At 71.2% G+C, this 14367-nt stretch carries 13 protein-coding genes; 9 read left to right on the top strand and 4 right to left on the bottom strand.

Annotation, left to right across the window (positions count from 1 at the left end):
- The first annotated feature begins 59 nt into the window (after positions 1-59).
- The 4 genes from ACGH7X_RS02035 (at position 60) to ACGH7X_RS02020 (ending at position 4987) form a co-directional block, all read left to right on the top strand.
- On the top strand, positions 60-1370 hold the full coding sequence (locus tag ACGH7X_RS02035; protein ID WP_399880941.1) for an ABC transporter substrate-binding protein: 1311 nt from the start codon (positions 60-62) through the stop codon (positions 1368-1370).
- A 109-nt stretch (positions 1371-1479) separates the two neighbouring features.
- Positions 1480-2475 (top strand): carbohydrate ABC transporter permease, encoded by a 996-nt coding sequence (locus ACGH7X_RS02030; protein WP_399880939.1) that lies wholly within the window; start codon positions 1480-1482, stop codon positions 2473-2475.
- A 12-nt stretch (positions 2476-2487) separates the two neighbouring features.
- Positions 2488-3411 carry a carbohydrate ABC transporter permease gene (locus ACGH7X_RS02025; protein WP_399880937.1) on the top strand — a complete coding sequence of 308 codons (924 nt, stop codon included), beginning with the start codon at positions 2488-2490 and terminating at the stop codon, positions 3409-3411.
- A 136-nt stretch (positions 3412-3547) separates the two neighbouring features.
- The gene (locus tag ACGH7X_RS02020) at positions 3548-4987 is read left to right on the top strand and encodes a GH1 family beta-glucosidase (protein WP_399880935.1); all 1440 of its coding nucleotides are present in this window, start codon (positions 3548-3550) and stop codon (positions 4985-4987) included.
- 109 nt (positions 4988-5096) lie between these two features.
- Here the strand turns inward: ACGH7X_RS02020 and ACGH7X_RS02015 are convergent, their stop codons facing one another.
- The 4 genes from ACGH7X_RS02015 to ACGH7X_RS02000 all read right to left on the bottom strand — a co-directional run bounded on the left by ACGH7X_RS02015 (position 5097) and on the right by ACGH7X_RS02000 (position 9089).
- Positions 5097-6293, bottom strand: coding sequence for a glycoside hydrolase family 64 protein (locus ACGH7X_RS02015; protein WP_399880933.1), 1197 nt, complete (start codon positions 6291-6293; stop codon positions 5097-5099).
- 399 nt (positions 6294-6692) lie between these two features.
- Complete coding sequence (locus ACGH7X_RS02010; RefSeq protein WP_399880931.1) at positions 6693-7190, bottom strand: NUDIX hydrolase; 498 nt, start codon at positions 7188-7190, stop codon at positions 6693-6695.
- Positions 7191-7194: 4 nt separating this feature from the next.
- The gene (locus ACGH7X_RS02005; protein WP_399880929.1) at positions 7195-8256 is read right to left on the bottom strand and encodes a serine hydrolase domain-containing protein; all 1062 of its coding nucleotides are present in this window, start codon (positions 8254-8256) and stop codon (positions 7195-7197) included.
- Positions 8253-9089 carry an IclR family transcriptional regulator gene (locus ACGH7X_RS02000; RefSeq protein ID WP_399880927.1) on the bottom strand — a complete coding sequence of 279 codons (837 nt, stop codon included), beginning with the start codon at positions 9087-9089 and terminating at the stop codon, positions 8253-8255. The genes ACGH7X_RS02005 and ACGH7X_RS02000 overlap by 4 nt, the downstream gene beginning before the upstream one ends.
- 54 nt (positions 9090-9143) lie before the next feature.
- Here ACGH7X_RS02000 and ACGH7X_RS01995 point away from each other — a divergent pair, with 54 nt between their 5' ends.
- From ACGH7X_RS01995 to ACGH7X_RS01975, 5 genes are read left to right on the top strand one after another with little or no spacing between them, the layout of a single operon-like run.
- Positions 9144-10721 (top strand): ABC transporter substrate-binding protein, encoded by a 1578-nt coding sequence (locus tag ACGH7X_RS01995; RefSeq protein WP_399880924.1) that lies wholly within the window; start codon positions 9144-9146, stop codon positions 10719-10721.
- Positions 10718-11710: an ABC transporter permease gene (locus ACGH7X_RS01990; protein ID WP_399880921.1), complete on the top strand. Its 993-nt coding sequence runs from the start codon at positions 10718-10720 to the stop codon at positions 11708-11710. The genes ACGH7X_RS01995 and ACGH7X_RS01990 overlap by 4 nt, the downstream gene beginning before the upstream one ends.
- Positions 11707-12627, top strand: coding sequence for an ABC transporter permease (locus ACGH7X_RS01985; RefSeq protein WP_399880920.1), 921 nt, complete (start codon positions 11707-11709; stop codon positions 12625-12627). The genes ACGH7X_RS01990 and ACGH7X_RS01985 overlap by 4 nt, the downstream gene beginning before the upstream one ends.
- Positions 12624-13484, top strand: coding sequence for an ATP-binding cassette domain-containing protein (locus ACGH7X_RS01980; RefSeq protein ID WP_399880918.1), 861 nt, complete (start codon positions 12624-12626; stop codon positions 13482-13484). Before ACGH7X_RS01985 ends, ACGH7X_RS01980 begins: the two co-directional genes overlap by 4 nt.
- Entirely contained in the window at positions 13481-14356 is an 876-nt protein-coding gene (locus ACGH7X_RS01975; protein WP_399880915.1) for an ATP-binding cassette domain-containing protein, read from the top strand. The genes ACGH7X_RS01980 and ACGH7X_RS01975 overlap by 4 nt, the downstream gene beginning before the upstream one ends.
- Positions 14357-14367: the final 11 nt, after the last annotated feature.

Below are 14367 nucleotides of genomic sequence, written 5' to 3'. Positions count from 1 at the left end.
AGTAGTCATCGCAGAACTCGTCACTCCGATGTGTCAGCGCCGTCGCTAGGAGGAGATCCATGGGCACTCTCGGTTCATTGCGCAGAAGGACGGTGGCGACAGCCGCGGCCGTCGGCGCGCTGGCACTGGTCGTCGGCTGCAGCAGCGGTGACGACTCGGCCACCGGCGGTGGCAAGAAGGACGGCAAGGTCACCATCACCATGGGCATGTACGGGGTGATGGGCATCAAGGAGACGGGCCTTCTCGAGCAGTACGAGAAGGAGAACCCCAACGTCGACATCAAGGCCGAGATCGCCGGTGACGAGCAGACGTACTACACCGCGCTGCAGACCAGGCTCGCCGCCGGCAAGGGCCTGAAGGACATCCAGGGCATCGAGATCGGGCGGGCCAAGGAGATCACCGAGACCCAGTCGGACAAGTTCGCGGACTTCGCCGACGTGCCGGGCACCGACCACTTCCTGCCCTGGAAGGAGTCCCAGATCAGCACCAAGGACGGCAAGGTGCTGGGCCTGGGCACCGACATCGGCCCGATGGCCGTCTGTTACCGCAAGGACTACTTCGAGAAGGCGGGCCTGCCCACCGACCGCGAGGAGGTCGCCAAGCTGTGGGAGGGCGACTGGAACAAGTACGTCGAGGTCGGCCGCACCTTCAAGAAGGACTTCAAGGGCGGCGACGTGGCCTACATGGACGCGGCCAGCGGCCTGTTCAACGCCATGGTCTACGGCTACCCCGAGCAGTACTACGACGAGCAGGGTGAGCTGATCTACGACACGAACCCGGCCGTCAAGGAGGCGTGGAACCTCTCCGCCGACGCGGCGGACGACGGCCTGACGGCCAAGCTCCGTCAGTTCCAGCCGGGTTGGGACCCGGGCCTGGCCAACGGCACCTTCGCCACCGCGGTGTGCCCGGCCTGGATGCTCAGCCACATCAGCGAGAAGGCCGGTGAGGCGAACAAGGGCAAGTGGGACGTCGCCAAGGCCCCCAAGGGCGCCAACTGGGGCGGTTCCTTCCTCGGCGTGGTCGAGCAGAGCCCGGTGAAGGAGGAGGCCAAGAAGCTCGTGGCCTGGCTGACCGCCCCCGAGCAGCAGGCCCACATCTTCAAGGAGATCGGCAACATCCCGTCCTCGCGCGAGGCACTGGGCAGCGCCGAGGTGAAGAACGCCAAGTCGGAGTACTTCAGCGGCGCGCCGATCGGCCAGATCTTCGGTGCCGCCGCCCAGGAGATCCCGGACAAGCAGGTCCTCGGCCGCAAGGACGGGACGATCAAGGACACCTTCTCCCAGGGCCTGGCCCTGATCGAGCAGGGAGACGCCTCGCGTGACGAGGCGTGGAAGACCACCGGGGAGCGCATCGAGAAGGCGGTCGGCTGACCTTCCGCTCCCGCGGCCGTCCGGGCCCGCCCGCGTCCAGCGCCATCGCCGCGCCGACGCCGCGGGCCCGGCGCCCGGCTCACCCATCCGCTCTCAGGAAGGAATTCCGGTGGCCACCTCCACCACCAAGGCCCTGGCCGGGGACGAGCCTCCGGGTCCGTCCCGCGGGACGGACGGCGAGCGCACCGCCCGGCGGCGCGGTGCGCTCCTGCACCGGCTCGACATCAAGGGCGCCCCGTACGTCTTCGTCGCGCCGTTCTTCGTGGTCTTCGCCGCGTTCAGCTTCTACCCCCTCGTCTACACCTCGTGGATCTCCCTGCACGACGTGGAGCTGGCCACCCTCGACGTCATGGAGTGGGTGGCGTTCGACAACTACGTGGAGCTGTGGGGCGATTCCAGGTTCTGGAACGCGCTGCAGAACACGATCACCATCGGCGTCATCTCCACCGTCCCGCAGTTGATGATGGCGCTCGGCATGGCGCACCTGCTCAACTACCGGATGCGCGCCTCGCTGTTCTTCCGCGTGGCCTCCCTGGTCCCCTACGCCACCTCGGTCGCCGCGGCCGCCCTCGTCTTCACCATGATCTTCGAGCGCGACTTCGGCATGATCAACTGGGCGCTCGGCTCGGTCGGCATCGACCCGGTGGACTGGGAGGCAGACAAGTGGCCCTCCCAGGTCGCGATCTCCACCATCGTCATCTGGCGCTGGACCGGCTACAACGCGCTGCTCTACCTGGCCGCGATGCAGGCCATCCCCGCCGACCGGTACGAGGCGGCCTCCCTCGACGGGGCCTCCCGCTGGCAGCAGTTCATCCACGTCACCGTTCCCGGCATCCGCTCCACCATCGTCTTCACCATCGTGCTCTCCACGATCGGCGCCACCCAGTTGTTCGGCGAGCCGCTGATCTTCGGCCAGGGCCCCAACGGTGTCACCGGCGGCGCGGACAACCAGTACCAGACGCTGGGTCTCCTGCTGTACGAGGAGGGCTGGAAGAACTACCAGATGGGCCGCTCGGCGACCGTCGCCTGGGCGATGTTCATGCTGCTCGTCCTCGTCTTCGTCCTCCAGCGCGTCATCAAGCGCCTGCGTTCCCGTACGTCCTGACCTGGAGTCACCATGACCACTCAGAGTCTCCCGGCCCGGACGGACGCCGCGGCCCGGACCCCCGCCGAGAAGGCGGCCGGCCGCGGTGGCCGCCGGCTGCTGCGCCAGCGCGCCGGCCGCCAGCACCACGCCGGTCCCCTCGCCTACGTGCTGCTCGCCGTCATGGCGATCCTGTCGATCTTCCCGCTGTACTGGACGATGGTGGCCGCCTCCACCGACAACACCCGGGTCAGCCAGACGCCGCCCCCCTTCCTGCCCGGCCCGAACCTGTTCAGCAACCTCGCCCGGGCCTGGGACGAGGCGGCGATGGGCAAGGCCATGGTCAACAGCCTCATCGTGGCCGGGGTGATCGCCCTGTCCACGGTGCTGTTCGCGACGCTCGCCGGCTTCGCCTTCGCCAAGCTGCGGTTCAAGGGGCGCAACGCCCTGCTCATGCTGGTGATCGGCACCATGCTGGTGCCGCCGCAGCTCGCCGTCGTACCGCTGTTCATGCTGATGGCCGACCTGGGCTGGTCGCAGCAGCTGCCCGCCGTCATCTTCCCGACGCTGGTGAGCGCGGTCGGGGTCTTCTTCATGCGGCAGTACCTTTCGGAGGCGTTGCCGGACGAACTCGTCGAGGCCGGACGCGTGGACGGGGCGCACTCGCTGCGGATCTTCTGGAGCATCGTGCTGCCGATCGCCCGGCCCGCGATGGCCGTCCTGTTCATGATCACGTTCGTGCACGCGTGGAACGACTTCTTCTGGCCGTTCGTGGTCCTCGACATGACCAACCCGACGGTCCCCGTCGCGCTCACCCAGCTCAGCGCGGGCTATGTCCGCGACCAGTCGCTGATCATGGCGGGCGCGCTGCTCGGCACGCTGCCGCTGCTGGCGATGTTCATCGTCTTCGGGCGCCAGATCGTCAGCGGCATCATGGCGGGCGCCGTGAAGGGCTGACCCGCCACCCGCGCGGCCCGGTCACCGCGCCACCGGGCCCGCACCACCTCCCCTTCCGGCGCCCGTGCGCCCGCGCGCCACCCCCACCGGTGTTCGCGCGCCCCCGCCGCGAACACCTCACCCCGAAAGGACTTACGTGGTCACCGCAGCACAGCAGACCGCGTCCGCCCCGGACGCCGCCCGCACCTTCCCCAACGGCTTCCTCTGGGGCTCCGCGACCGCCTCCTACCAGATCGAGGGGGCCGCCGCGGAGGACGGCCGTACCCCGTCCATCTGGGACACCTACGCCCGCACCCCCGGCCGGGTGCGCAACGGCGACACCGGTGACGTCGCCACCGACCACTACCACCGCCGGCGCGAGGACGTCGCCCTCATGGCCGAACTCGGCCTGGGCGCCTACCGCTTCTCGCTCGCCTGGCCCCGGATCCAGCCCACCGGCCGTGGCCCCGCCGTACAGAAGGGCCTGGACTTCTACCGGCGCCTCGTCGACGAGCTGCTGGAGAAGGGCATCCAGCCTGTCGCCACCCTCTACCACTGGGACCTGCCCCAGGAGTTGGAGGACGCCGGTGGCTGGCCCGAGCGCGCCACGGCCGAGCGGTTCGCCGAGTACGCGGCCCTCGCCGCCGACGCCCTCGGTGACCGGGTGAAGAGCTGGACCACCCTCAACGAGCCCTGGTGCAGCGCCTTCCTCGGCTACGGCTCCGGCGTGCACGCCCCCGGCCGCACCGACCCGGTCGCCGCCCTGCGCGCCGCCCACCACCTCAACCTGGCACACGGCCTGGCCGTCCAGGCGCTGCGCGAGAGGGTCCGCGCCGACGCCCAGGTCTCGGTCACCCTCAACGTCCACCACGTCCGCCCGCTCACCGGCGGCGACGGCGACGCCGACGCGGTCCGTCGCATCGACGCGCTCGCCAACCGGGTCTTCACCGGCCCGATGCTGACCGGCGCCTACCCCGAGGACCTGCTCAAGGACACCGCCGAGCTGACCGACTGGTCCTTCGTCCAGGACGGCGACCTGCGACGCATCCACCAGCCGCTGGACTTCCTGGGCGTCAACTACTACACCCCCACCGTCGTCTCCGAGGCCGACGACAGCGGCGCCCACACCTCCGACGGGCACGGCAACAGCTCGCACAGCCCCTGGCCCGGAGCCGACAGGGTCGCCTTCCACCAGCCGCCCGGCGACACGACCGCCATGGGCTGGGCCGTCGACCCCACCGGCCTGTACGACCTGCTGCGCCGGCTGTCCGCCGACTTCCCGCGGGTGCCGCTGGTCATCACCGAGAACGGCGCCGCCTTCGACGACTACGCGGGCCCTGACGGCCAGGTCAACGACCCCGCCCGGATCGCCTACGTACGCGGTCACCTGGCCGCCGTCCACCAGGCCATCCTGGACGGCGCGGACGTACGCGGCTACTTCCTGTGGTCGCTGCTGGACAACTTCGAGTGGGCCCACGGCTACAGCAAGCGCTTCGGCGCCGTCTACGTCGACTACCCGACCGGCACCCGCATCCCCAAGGCCAGCGCCCGCTGGTACTCCGAGGTCGCCCGCACCGGCGTACTGCCCGGCGCCTGACCGGCCCGGTGCGGCACCGCACCGCCGCCCCGCAAGGTGCCGCACCACGAGTCCGCCCCCGACCGCCGCACGAGCGGAGGCCGGGGGCGGACCCGCGTCAGGTGCCGGTTCAGTCGAAGGGCGCGAGCGTGAGCCTGGCCTCGGCCGGGTTGCCGTCGTGCACCAGCGACTCGTGGTTGCCGACGTCGTCGAAGGCGAAGGCGTACGCCTTCCCGTCGGCCATCCGGGAGTGGATGATCCGGGCGTAGTGGTTGGTCACGGAGTCCTGGTAGAAGTTCGCCGCGGAGGGGTCGGGCTGGTTGGGATTGCTCAGCAGCGTCGAGCGGTTGAAGCCGGCGCACAGCGTGCGGGAGATCGGTCCGCGCACCTGGTCGTTGGGCGCGTCCAGGAGCCGGTGGCAGCCGAAGACACTGGAGGCGTCGGGCTTCTGGAAGCTCGTGACGACCGCGCCCGAGCTGTTGGTGAAGTTCATGACGTTGCCCGAGACACGTCCGAAGTACTTCGTGTTGGGCTGGTCCCCGAAGGGCGTGACGGTGAGCGTGGCCGTCGTGTACTTCTGCCAGACCCGGTTGATGTAGTCGTCCATGACCGACGCGGGCAGCGCCCCGGTCTCCACTCCGTACAGCGGCGCGAGCGCCCGCAGGACGGTGCCGTCGGGGCGGGTCTGGATCAGCCCGCCCCAGCCGGGCTGGGCCCGCAGCGCGCTGAACACCCCGTTGTAGCCACCGGCCTTGAGCTGTCCGGCGCTGGTCACGCCGCCGTCGGCGCGCTGCACGCCGACCGTGTAGGGCGCGGAGAACATGTCGACCTGGGTGCTGTTCAGCCACAGTCCGTCGTTGTTCAGTGTGTACTCGGACCAGTTGAACAGGATGTTGCGGTTGGGGTCGCTCGGGTTCTGGACGGCGGGCTGGACCAGGCCGCCGGTGGTGAGCCGGAAGTCGAGCTTCTGGCCGTAGGAGAAGTAGACGCGTCCGGACAGCTTGGGAATCCGGATCGTCTTGGTCTGTCCCGCGGCCGGTCCGGGGATCGACGCGTCCGGTGCGGGGGTGGGGGGATTGCCCCCGGCGGGCCAGGCGTGGAAGGTGCCGTTCGCGTCGGCCCAGCCCTGCTGACCGGTCGTCAGCGAAGTGCCCAGGTTGTAGATGTGAACGGCGTCGCCGCGGGCGGAGTTGTTGGTGATCTTCAGGGGGATGGTGTCGGGCACCGCGGCGTCCGCGGGCGGTGCGGCGCCGAACGTGAGCAGGGCGCCGGTGAGGCCTGCCGCCGCGGCCACGGCGAGCAGACGGTGTCTGAGTCCGGAGAGCACTCTCCACCTCCGTGCGGGTGTGGGGGAATTGGTCCGTACCGATGATGAGAGCGCTCTCAGAGTTGCGCCGGGATGCGTTCATGTCAATGGATGCCGCGAATCGGGCGCGGACGGCTTCGGCCGCGACGACGGCCGGTGCCTGCCGCGTACGCGGCCCTGCTCGGGAGGTGGCTGTGGCCGGGCCGCCTACTTGACGAGGGCCGAATCAGCTCGCCGTCGTGTCCCGGCGACGGCCGGCGGGCCAGTCCGTGCGCCGTCGATCACGGGACCGCCGGGCGGCAGGCCGTTCACGACGACGAGCCCCTCCGGCAGATGGGGCAACGTTTCTGCCGTTGGGCCGCCCCGTCATGCACAGGACCTACCGCGACGCCGCGCACCCGTCCCGGCTCGTGCCGCCGTTCACGACTGGCCCGGCGCGGCCACCGTGTAGTGGCGGACCCCTTCGGCGCCCCGCCGCTCCGCCTCGGGCCACAGGCGGTCCAGTACCGAGGCGGACGGCGGGAAGAGCGCCGAGGGCAGGTCTTGGCGGGCGAACCACGCCCAGCGCTCGATCTTGTCGGGCTCGGTGACCCGGGGCGCACCCTTCGCCCGCTCGGTGACGGCCGCCGCTGTCACCCTGGTCAGCCCGGCCGTGCCGTCGACGAGCACCGCCAGCACCCGCACGTCGGCGGCGGCCGTCCCCAGCCCCGTCTCCTCCGCCAGTTCACGGGCGGCGGCCGTCTCGAAGTCCTCACCCGCGTCGACCTTGCCGCCGGGAAGTTCCCAGCGTCCGTCATGACCGAGCCCGAGCAGGACCCGGCCGGCGCCGTCGAGGACGGCGAGGCCGACGCCGGTGAGACTCTGGGCGGTGGGGCGGGCGCGTTCGGGGCGTTCGGCGCCGGGTGCGGGAGAGCTCATCGGGTCATTCCACACCGTGGTGGCCGCCCGGGGCCAACGAGGGTGTCCGGGCGGCGGCGTCGTGGAACGCACGGCGCACGGCGACGATCCCGTCGCCCGTCCTCGTCGGGTGCACCCGGTTGGTGAGCAGCACCGCGTAGCGCCCGGTACGCGGGTCGACCCACAGGCTGGTGCCGGTGAAGCCCGTGTGGCCGTAGGAGTCCGGGCCGAACACCTCCCCGGCGGGGGAGCCGACCGGATCGCGGCCCTGCCAGGCGAGAGCCCGCCGCAGCGCCAGGCCGTCCGTGTGGGCGGCCGTCATCACGGCGAAGGTGTCGGGGCGCAGCAGGCCCCGGCCGCCACCGGCGAGAGCGGCGCCGAGCAGTTCCATGTCCTCCAGCGTGGAGAACAGGCCCGCGTGGCCGCCGACCCCGCCGAGCACGACCGCGTTCTCGTCGTGCACCTCGCCCACGACCGGGCGGCCCCGCCAGGGGCAGTCCTCGGTGGCCACCGCGCGTGCCCGCCGCCCGGAGTCCGGGCAGAAGACCGTGTCCCGCATCCCGAGCGGCGCGCACACCAGCCGCTCCACCAGGGTGTCCAGCGGCTGTCCGGCCGCCGCCTCGGCGATCAGGCCCAGGACGACGAACCCCTGCGAGGAGTACTGGACGCGGGTGCCGGGCTTCGCGGTCAGGGGCAGCAGGCGCACCGCCTCCAGCAGCGACGCACGGGTGGGGTGATCGCGGTAGAGCGGCACCTGGCCCGGAATTCCCGAGGTGTGCGTGAGAAGTTGACGCACCGTCAACTCCGCTTTGTCGCCGCCTCGGTACTCCGGAAGATACGTGCCCACGGTGGCGTCAAGTCCCAGCGCGCCGCGTTCGACGAGCGCCATGACCGCGAGTCCGGCGATCGGCTTCGTCACCGAGGCGAGGTCCCACACGTCGGCGCCGTCCAGAGGCGGCCCGTCCCAGCTCCGCGTGCCGGTCCAGCCCCGGTCCAGCGGTCCCTCCGCGTTCCCCACGGACCAGGCGGCGCCCGAGTAGATCCGCTGTTCCCGTCCCTCGGCGAGCAGTTCGGCCAAGGCGCTCATGACCGCTCACCTCCGGCGGTCGTGTTCACCACGCCGAGGACCGGGGTGCGCGCGCCGAGGCCCGCCGACACCGTACGCGCGGCGGCCCGCACCATCGGCCCGAACACCTCCACGCTCTCGGGGTCCAGGGTGAAGGTCAGCCCGGAGACGCCGATCGCGCCCACGACCAGCCCCTCCGCGTCCAGGACGGGGGCCGCCACCGACCGCACGTCCGGTTCGTCGTACTCGTCGTCCACGGCGTAGCCGCACAGCGCCGCCTGTGCGAGCACCGACCGGAGCGCGGCCGGGTCGGTGAGCGTGTGCGGGGTGCGGGCCTCCAGGTCCGGTGCGTCCAGGACGGCCGCGGCCTCCTCGGGGGGCAGGGCCGAGAGCATGGCGAGCCCCACACCGCAGGCGTACAGCGGCGACCGGTGACCCGGCCGCGTGCTCATCCGGTACTCACGGGCCGGCTCCGACTGCTCCAGGTGCACGGCGTCGAACGCGTGACGCACCGCGTAGAACGCGACGTGACCGGTGCGCCTGCGCAGGTCGGCGAGGACGGGCCCGGTGAGTTCCAGGACGGGGCTGTCGCTCAGCGCGGCGGCGGCCAGGCCCAGCAGGCGCGGGCCCGGGCGGTAGCTGCCGCCCTCGGCGGGCTCGGCGAAGCCGTACTCCGCCATCGTCCGCAGATGCCGGTGGACGGTGGGCTTGGTCAGTCCCGTGCGGCGCGCGATCTCCCCCAACCGGTGGGGACCGCCGGGCTGGACGAGCGCTTCGAGCACCTCCATCGCCTTGTCGACGGGGCCCTTCACGAGTTCCTGGTCGACCGACCGGGTGTTGACCGCTTTCACCATGTCGCTTAGCTTAACCCAACCGCATTCCATCTGACGGAACGGAGGTGTTGTTCAATGGAACGAATTCTTCAGGGGCGCACGGTGGACCGCAGCGGTCCCAGTCGACGCCGCGTCCTGCGGACCGGTGGTCTGCTGCTCGGAGCCCTCAGCGCTCCGGCGCTCCTGAGCGCGTGCGGCACGACGGCCGCCGCGGACCGGGCCGGCAACGTCCTGCGGGTCTCCCAGCCGGGCGATCCCAAGACGCTGGACCCGCAGAAGCAGGGCGACATGGTGTCGATGAACGTCCTGATCAACATGTTCGACACGCTCACCACCCGCGGCCGGGACAACAAGCTGCACCCCAGGCTCGCCCTCTCCTGGAAGGCGACCGACGCGCACACCTGGCGCTTCACCCTCCGCCCCGGCGTGACCTTCCACAACGGCGAGGTGTGCGACGCGCGGGCCGTGGCCTTCAGCATCGAGCGACTGCTCGACCCCGCGACCAAGTCACCCATCGTCGAACTGCGCTTCGTCAAGGGCGTCACCGTGGTCGACCGGCTCACCGTGGACATCCACACCACGGTGCACGACCCGATCCTGCCCGCCAAGCTCTCCCTGTTCGGCGGCGTGGTGGTACCGCCCCGCCACCTGGCCGAGGTGGGCGACGCGGCCTTCGCCGACCACCCCGTCGGCACCGGCCCCTTCACCTACGTGAGCTGGCAGCGCGACCACGAACTGCGCATGCGTGCCTACGACGACCACTGGAACGGCCGCCCGTCCGTCGACGGCCTCGTCTTCAGCCCCGCACCCAACGCCTCGTCCTCGCTGGCCTCCCTCCAGAGCGGCGGCGTCGACCTGGTGGCCGGGCTCACCCCGGACGCGGCCCAGCAACTCGAGGGCTACGGCGGCATCACGCTCGACGGCTACACGGGCATCCGCACCGCCTACCTCTCCCTCAACACCCTGGAACGCGGCCCGCTCCAGGACCGTCGCGTGCGGCAGGCCCTCAACCACGCGATCGACGTGCCCCTGCTGATCAAGGCCGTGCTCGGCGGCAAGGCCACCGAGACCCCCGCACTCGTCCCGCGCGGCTCCTTCGGCTTCGACCCCACCGTCAAGCCCTTCACCCGCTCGGTCGACACCGCGCGCAAGCTCCTCGCCGAGGCCGGCCACCCGCACGGCTTCTCCACCACGATCACCGCCTCCAACATCGACGCCAACGTCGCCGAGGCACTGTCCGGATTGCTGTCCCGGGCCGGCGTGGACGCCCGCGTCAACCTGCTCGACCCCGGCACCTACTCCGCACGCCTCACCTCCGACAACCGGGGCGCCCTCGGCCCGATCTACCTCGCGGCCAGCACCGTCTGGACGCTGGACGGCGCCAGCATCGTCCAGTCCAACGTGCGCAGCGACCGCCGCCAGAGCCGCTGGCACTCCAAGGAGGCTGACCGGCTCATCGACACCGAGGAACTGTCCGAGGACCCCACCGAGCGCACCCGGGCCTTCTCGGACCTGCAACGGCTGATGCGCGAGGAAGCCCCCTTCGTCTTCCTCTACCAGATCGACAACATCTACGCCCGCAACGACCGGCCGCGCTGGACGCCGGGAGCGGCGGGCGTCCTCGCCATGGAGAGCGCGGAGGTGTCCCGGTGAGTGCCCCGACCCTCGACAAACCACCCACCCAGGCGGTCACCACGCCCCGCCGCACCGACCGGACGGGCCTGCTGCGCGAGGTGGTCAGGCGCCTGGCCACCGCCCTGTTCGTCCTGCTGTGCACGGCGACCGTCGCCTTCTTCCTCGTACGACTGTCCGGCGACCCCGTGAAGATCCTGCTGCCGCCGGACGCCACGGCCGAACAGGAGCAGGTGCTGCGCCACTCCCTGGGCCTGGACCAGTCCCTGTTCTCCCAGTACCTCGACTACCTCTGGGGACTGCTCCACCTCGACTTCGGCGACTCCCTCGTCTACGGCCAGCCCGTGAGCGAGATCCTCGCCGACCGGCTGCCGGCCACCCTCGAACTGGCCGCCGCCGCACTCGCGGTGACCCTGGTCATCGCCATCCCGGCAGGCATCTTCGCCGCCATGCGACGCGGGAGGGGCACCGACAACACCGTGATGACCGGTGTCCTGCTCGGCCAGTCCACCCCGCCGTTCTGGGTGGGCATCCTGCTCATCCTGGTCTTCGCCGTCTGGCTGCGGGCCCTGCCCGCCTCCGGATACGGCACCTTCGCCAACCTGATCCTGCCTGCGATCACCCTCGCCGTGTACTCCGTCGCCGTCGTCGCCCGACTGCTGCGCTCCTCGCTGATCGACGTGCTCTCCTCGGACCACATCCGCAGCGCCCGCGCCAAGGGCTTCGGGCCGCTCAAGGTGGTCCTGCGGCACGGACTGCGCAACGCCTCGCTGCCGGTGGTGACCGTCGTCGGCCTTGAAGTGGGCAACCTGCTCGGCGGGGCGATCCTCACCGAACGGGTCTTCTCCTGGCCCGGGGTCGGACAGCTGACGATCGAGGCGATCTCCAACCGCGACTTCCCCCTCGTCCAGGCCACCGTCCTGTTCTTCGCCGCCACCTTCGTCGTGGTGAACCTGCTCGTCGACCTCTCCTACAGCTTCCTCGACCCGAGGGTGAGGACGTCACGATGACCGTCATGACCCCCGCCGCGGCCGACCGGGCCACGGCAAAGACACCCTCGGGCGGCTCCGGCCCCCGGGCCGTGGTCCTGCGGGCCCTGCTGCGCAACAAACTGGCCGTGGTGGCCCTCGCCGTACTCGTACTGCTGCTCGTCGCCGCCCTGTTCGCGCCGCTGATCGCCCCCTACGACCCCAACACCCAGAACCTCCTGCTGCGGCTGCGGCCCCCCGCCTGGCAGGACGGCGGCAGCGGCGCCCACCTCCTGGGCACCGACCAGCTCGGCCGCGACCTGCTCTCGCGCGTCGTCTACGGCGCCCGGGTCTCCCTGCTCGTCGGCGCCGGCGCCGCCCTGCTCGCCGGCGTCATCGGCACCGTCGTGGGGCTGTCGGCCGGCTACTTCGGCGGCTGGGTCGACCGCACCCTCATGCGCCTGGCCGACGTGCAACTCGCCTTCCCCTCACTGCTGCTGGCCCTCGCCATCGTCGGCTTCCTCGGCTCGGGCCTGTGGATGGTGATCCTGGTCCTCGGCTTCACCGGCTGGGTCTCCTACGCCCGCGTCGTGCGCTCCGAGGTGATGTCGCTGCGCACCCGCGACTTCGTCACCGAGGCCCGCGCGATCGGCGTCACAGACGTCACCATCATGCGCCGCCACCTGCTGCCCAACGTCATGGCACCGCTGGCCACCATCGGCACCCTGCACGTCGCCGCCGCCATCGTCGCCGAGGCCTCCCTGAGCTATCTCGGACTGGGCGTGCCCAAGGAGACCGTCACCTGGGGCGCCATGCTCTCCGACGGCCAGCTCTACCTGGGCACCTCCTGGTGGGTCGCCGTCTTCCCCGGCATCGCGCTGATGCTGACCTCCCTCGCCATCAACATCACCGGCGACGCCCTGCGGGACGTCGCGGACCCGAAGGCCTACCGCCGATGACCATCGACCGACCCACCACCGACCTACCCACCACCGACCCCTCCCGGCCACCGGTGGACGAACAGCCGCTGCTGGAGATCGACGGCCTCAGCGTCGACTTCCGGCTGGAGACCTCCGTCGTCCACGCCGTCCAGGACGTCTCCCTGCACGTCCGCGCCGGCGAGACCCTCGCCGTGGTGGGGGAGTCCGGCAGCGGCAAGAGCGCCACCGCACTCTCCGTCCTGCGGCTCAACCCGAGCCCGCCGTGCGTCTACCCGAGCGGCGAGATCCGCTTCGACGGACGGGACCTGCTGAAACTCTCCGAGAAGGAACTCGGCAAGGTCCGCGGACGCGACATCGCCATGGTCTTCCAGGACCCGATGACCTGCCTCGACCCGCTCCAGCGCGTCGGCGCCCAGGTCGCCGAGGTGCTCAGGCACCACACCGGCATGTCCCGCGCCGAGGCCAGGGAGGCCGCGCTGGAGGCCCTGGACGAGGTCGGCATCCCCGACCCGGCCCTGCGCAGCCGCCAGTACCCGCACGAACTCTCCGGAGGCCTGCGCCAGCGCGTGATGATCGCGACGGCGCTGGTGGCCAGGCCCCGCGTACTCATCGCCGACGAGCCGACCACCGCCCTGGACGTCACCGTGCAGCGCCAGATCCTCGACCTCCTCGTCACCCTCCAGCACAAGCACGACATGGCCGTCGTGCTCATCACCCACGACCTCGCGGTCGTCGCGGAGACCGCCGACCGCGTCGCGGTCATGAACAAGGGCAGGGTCGTCGAGAGCGGCGACGTCCTCGACGTCTTCGACCGGCCGGCCGACGACTACACCCGCAAGCTGCTGGCGGCCACCCCGCGATTGGAGGCGGCATGACCACCGAAGCAACCGCACCCGCGCCCCCGGCCGGCCAGGTCATCCTGGAACTGAACGGCCTGCGCAAGGAGTTCGGCAGCCGGCTTACGAACGTCGCCGTCGAGGACGTGTCGCTCGAAGTCCACGAGGGCGAGACCCTCGCCCTGGTCGGCGAGTCCGGCTGCGGCAAGACCACCCTCACCCGGCTGCTGCTCGGTCTCCTCGAACCCACCGCCGGCAGCGTCCGCTTCGACGGCCAGGACCTCGCCACCCTCTCCGCCTCCCAACTGCGCGGCGTACGACGGCAGATGCAGGTGGTCCTCCAGGACCCCTACTCCAGCATGAACCCCCGTATGCGCATCACCGACATCGTCGCCGAACCCCTGGTCACCCACGACCCCGAGGCACGCGGACGGCGCGCACGGGCCCGCACCAGGGAGCGGGTCGGGGAACTCCTGGAGGCCGTGGGCCTGGACGCCGGCATCCAGGACCGCTACCCGCACGAGTTCTCCGGCGGCCAGCGCCAACGTGTCTCGATCGCGCGGGCCCTGGCACTCCACCCCCGGCTGCTGGTGCTCGACGAGCCCACCAGCGCCCTGGACGTGTCCGTACAGGCGACCGTCCTTGATCTTCTGGCCGACCTGCAGCAACGGCTGGGTCTCACCTACGTGTTCGTCTCGCACAACCTGGCCGTGGTGGCACAGGTGGCCGACCGGGTCGCGGTGATGAGCCGGGGCAGCCTGGTGGAGGTGGGCGAGGCGGCGGCCGTACTGCACAGCCCGCGGCACCCCTACACCCGGCAACTGCTCGACGCCGTACCGGTCCTGGACCCGCGCCGCGGCCGTCGCGCCGCCGAGCGGGCCTCCTCGGCGGCGGGCGCGGACAGCCGATGACCCCTCACGCA

The organism is Streptomyces sp. BBFR51 (assembly GCF_044591655.1).
Lineage (GTDB): Bacteria > Actinomycetota > Actinomycetes > Streptomycetales > Streptomycetaceae > Streptomyces.
The sequence above is the reverse complement of the archived record's forward strand: the minus strand, read 5'-3'. Positions and strand labels throughout refer to the sequence as shown.

Coding starts and splice junctions, on each gene's coding strand:
- ACGH7X_RS01980 (WP_399880918.1), top strand. CDS start 12,624: ATGACCATCGACCGACCCACCACCGACCTACCCACCACCGACCCCTCC.
- ACGH7X_RS02005 (WP_399880929.1), bottom strand. CDS start 8,256: ATGAGCGCCTTGGCCGAACTGCTCGCCGAGGGACGGGAACAGCGGATC.
- ACGH7X_RS01995 (WP_399880924.1), top strand. CDS start 9,144: ATGGAACGAATTCTTCAGGGGCGCACGGTGGACCGCAGCGGTCCCAGT.
- ACGH7X_RS02035 (WP_399880941.1), top strand. CDS start 60: ATGGGCACTCTCGGTTCATTGCGCAGAAGGACGGTGGCGACAGCCGCG.
- ACGH7X_RS02025 (WP_399880937.1), top strand. CDS start 2,488: ATGACCACTCAGAGTCTCCCGGCCCGGACGGACGCCGCGGCCCGGACC.
- ACGH7X_RS01985 (WP_399880920.1), top strand. CDS start 11,707: ATGACCGTCATGACCCCCGCCGCGGCCGACCGGGCCACGGCAAAGACA.
- ACGH7X_RS01975 (WP_399880915.1), top strand. CDS start 13,481: ATGACCACCGAAGCAACCGCACCCGCGCCCCCGGCCGGCCAGGTCATC.
- ACGH7X_RS02010 (WP_399880931.1), bottom strand. CDS start 7,190: ATGAGCTCTCCCGCACCCGGCGCCGAACGCCCCGAACGCGCCCGCCCC.
- ACGH7X_RS02000 (WP_399880927.1), bottom strand. CDS start 9,089: ATGGTGAAAGCGGTCAACACCCGGTCGGTCGACCAGGAACTCGTGAAG.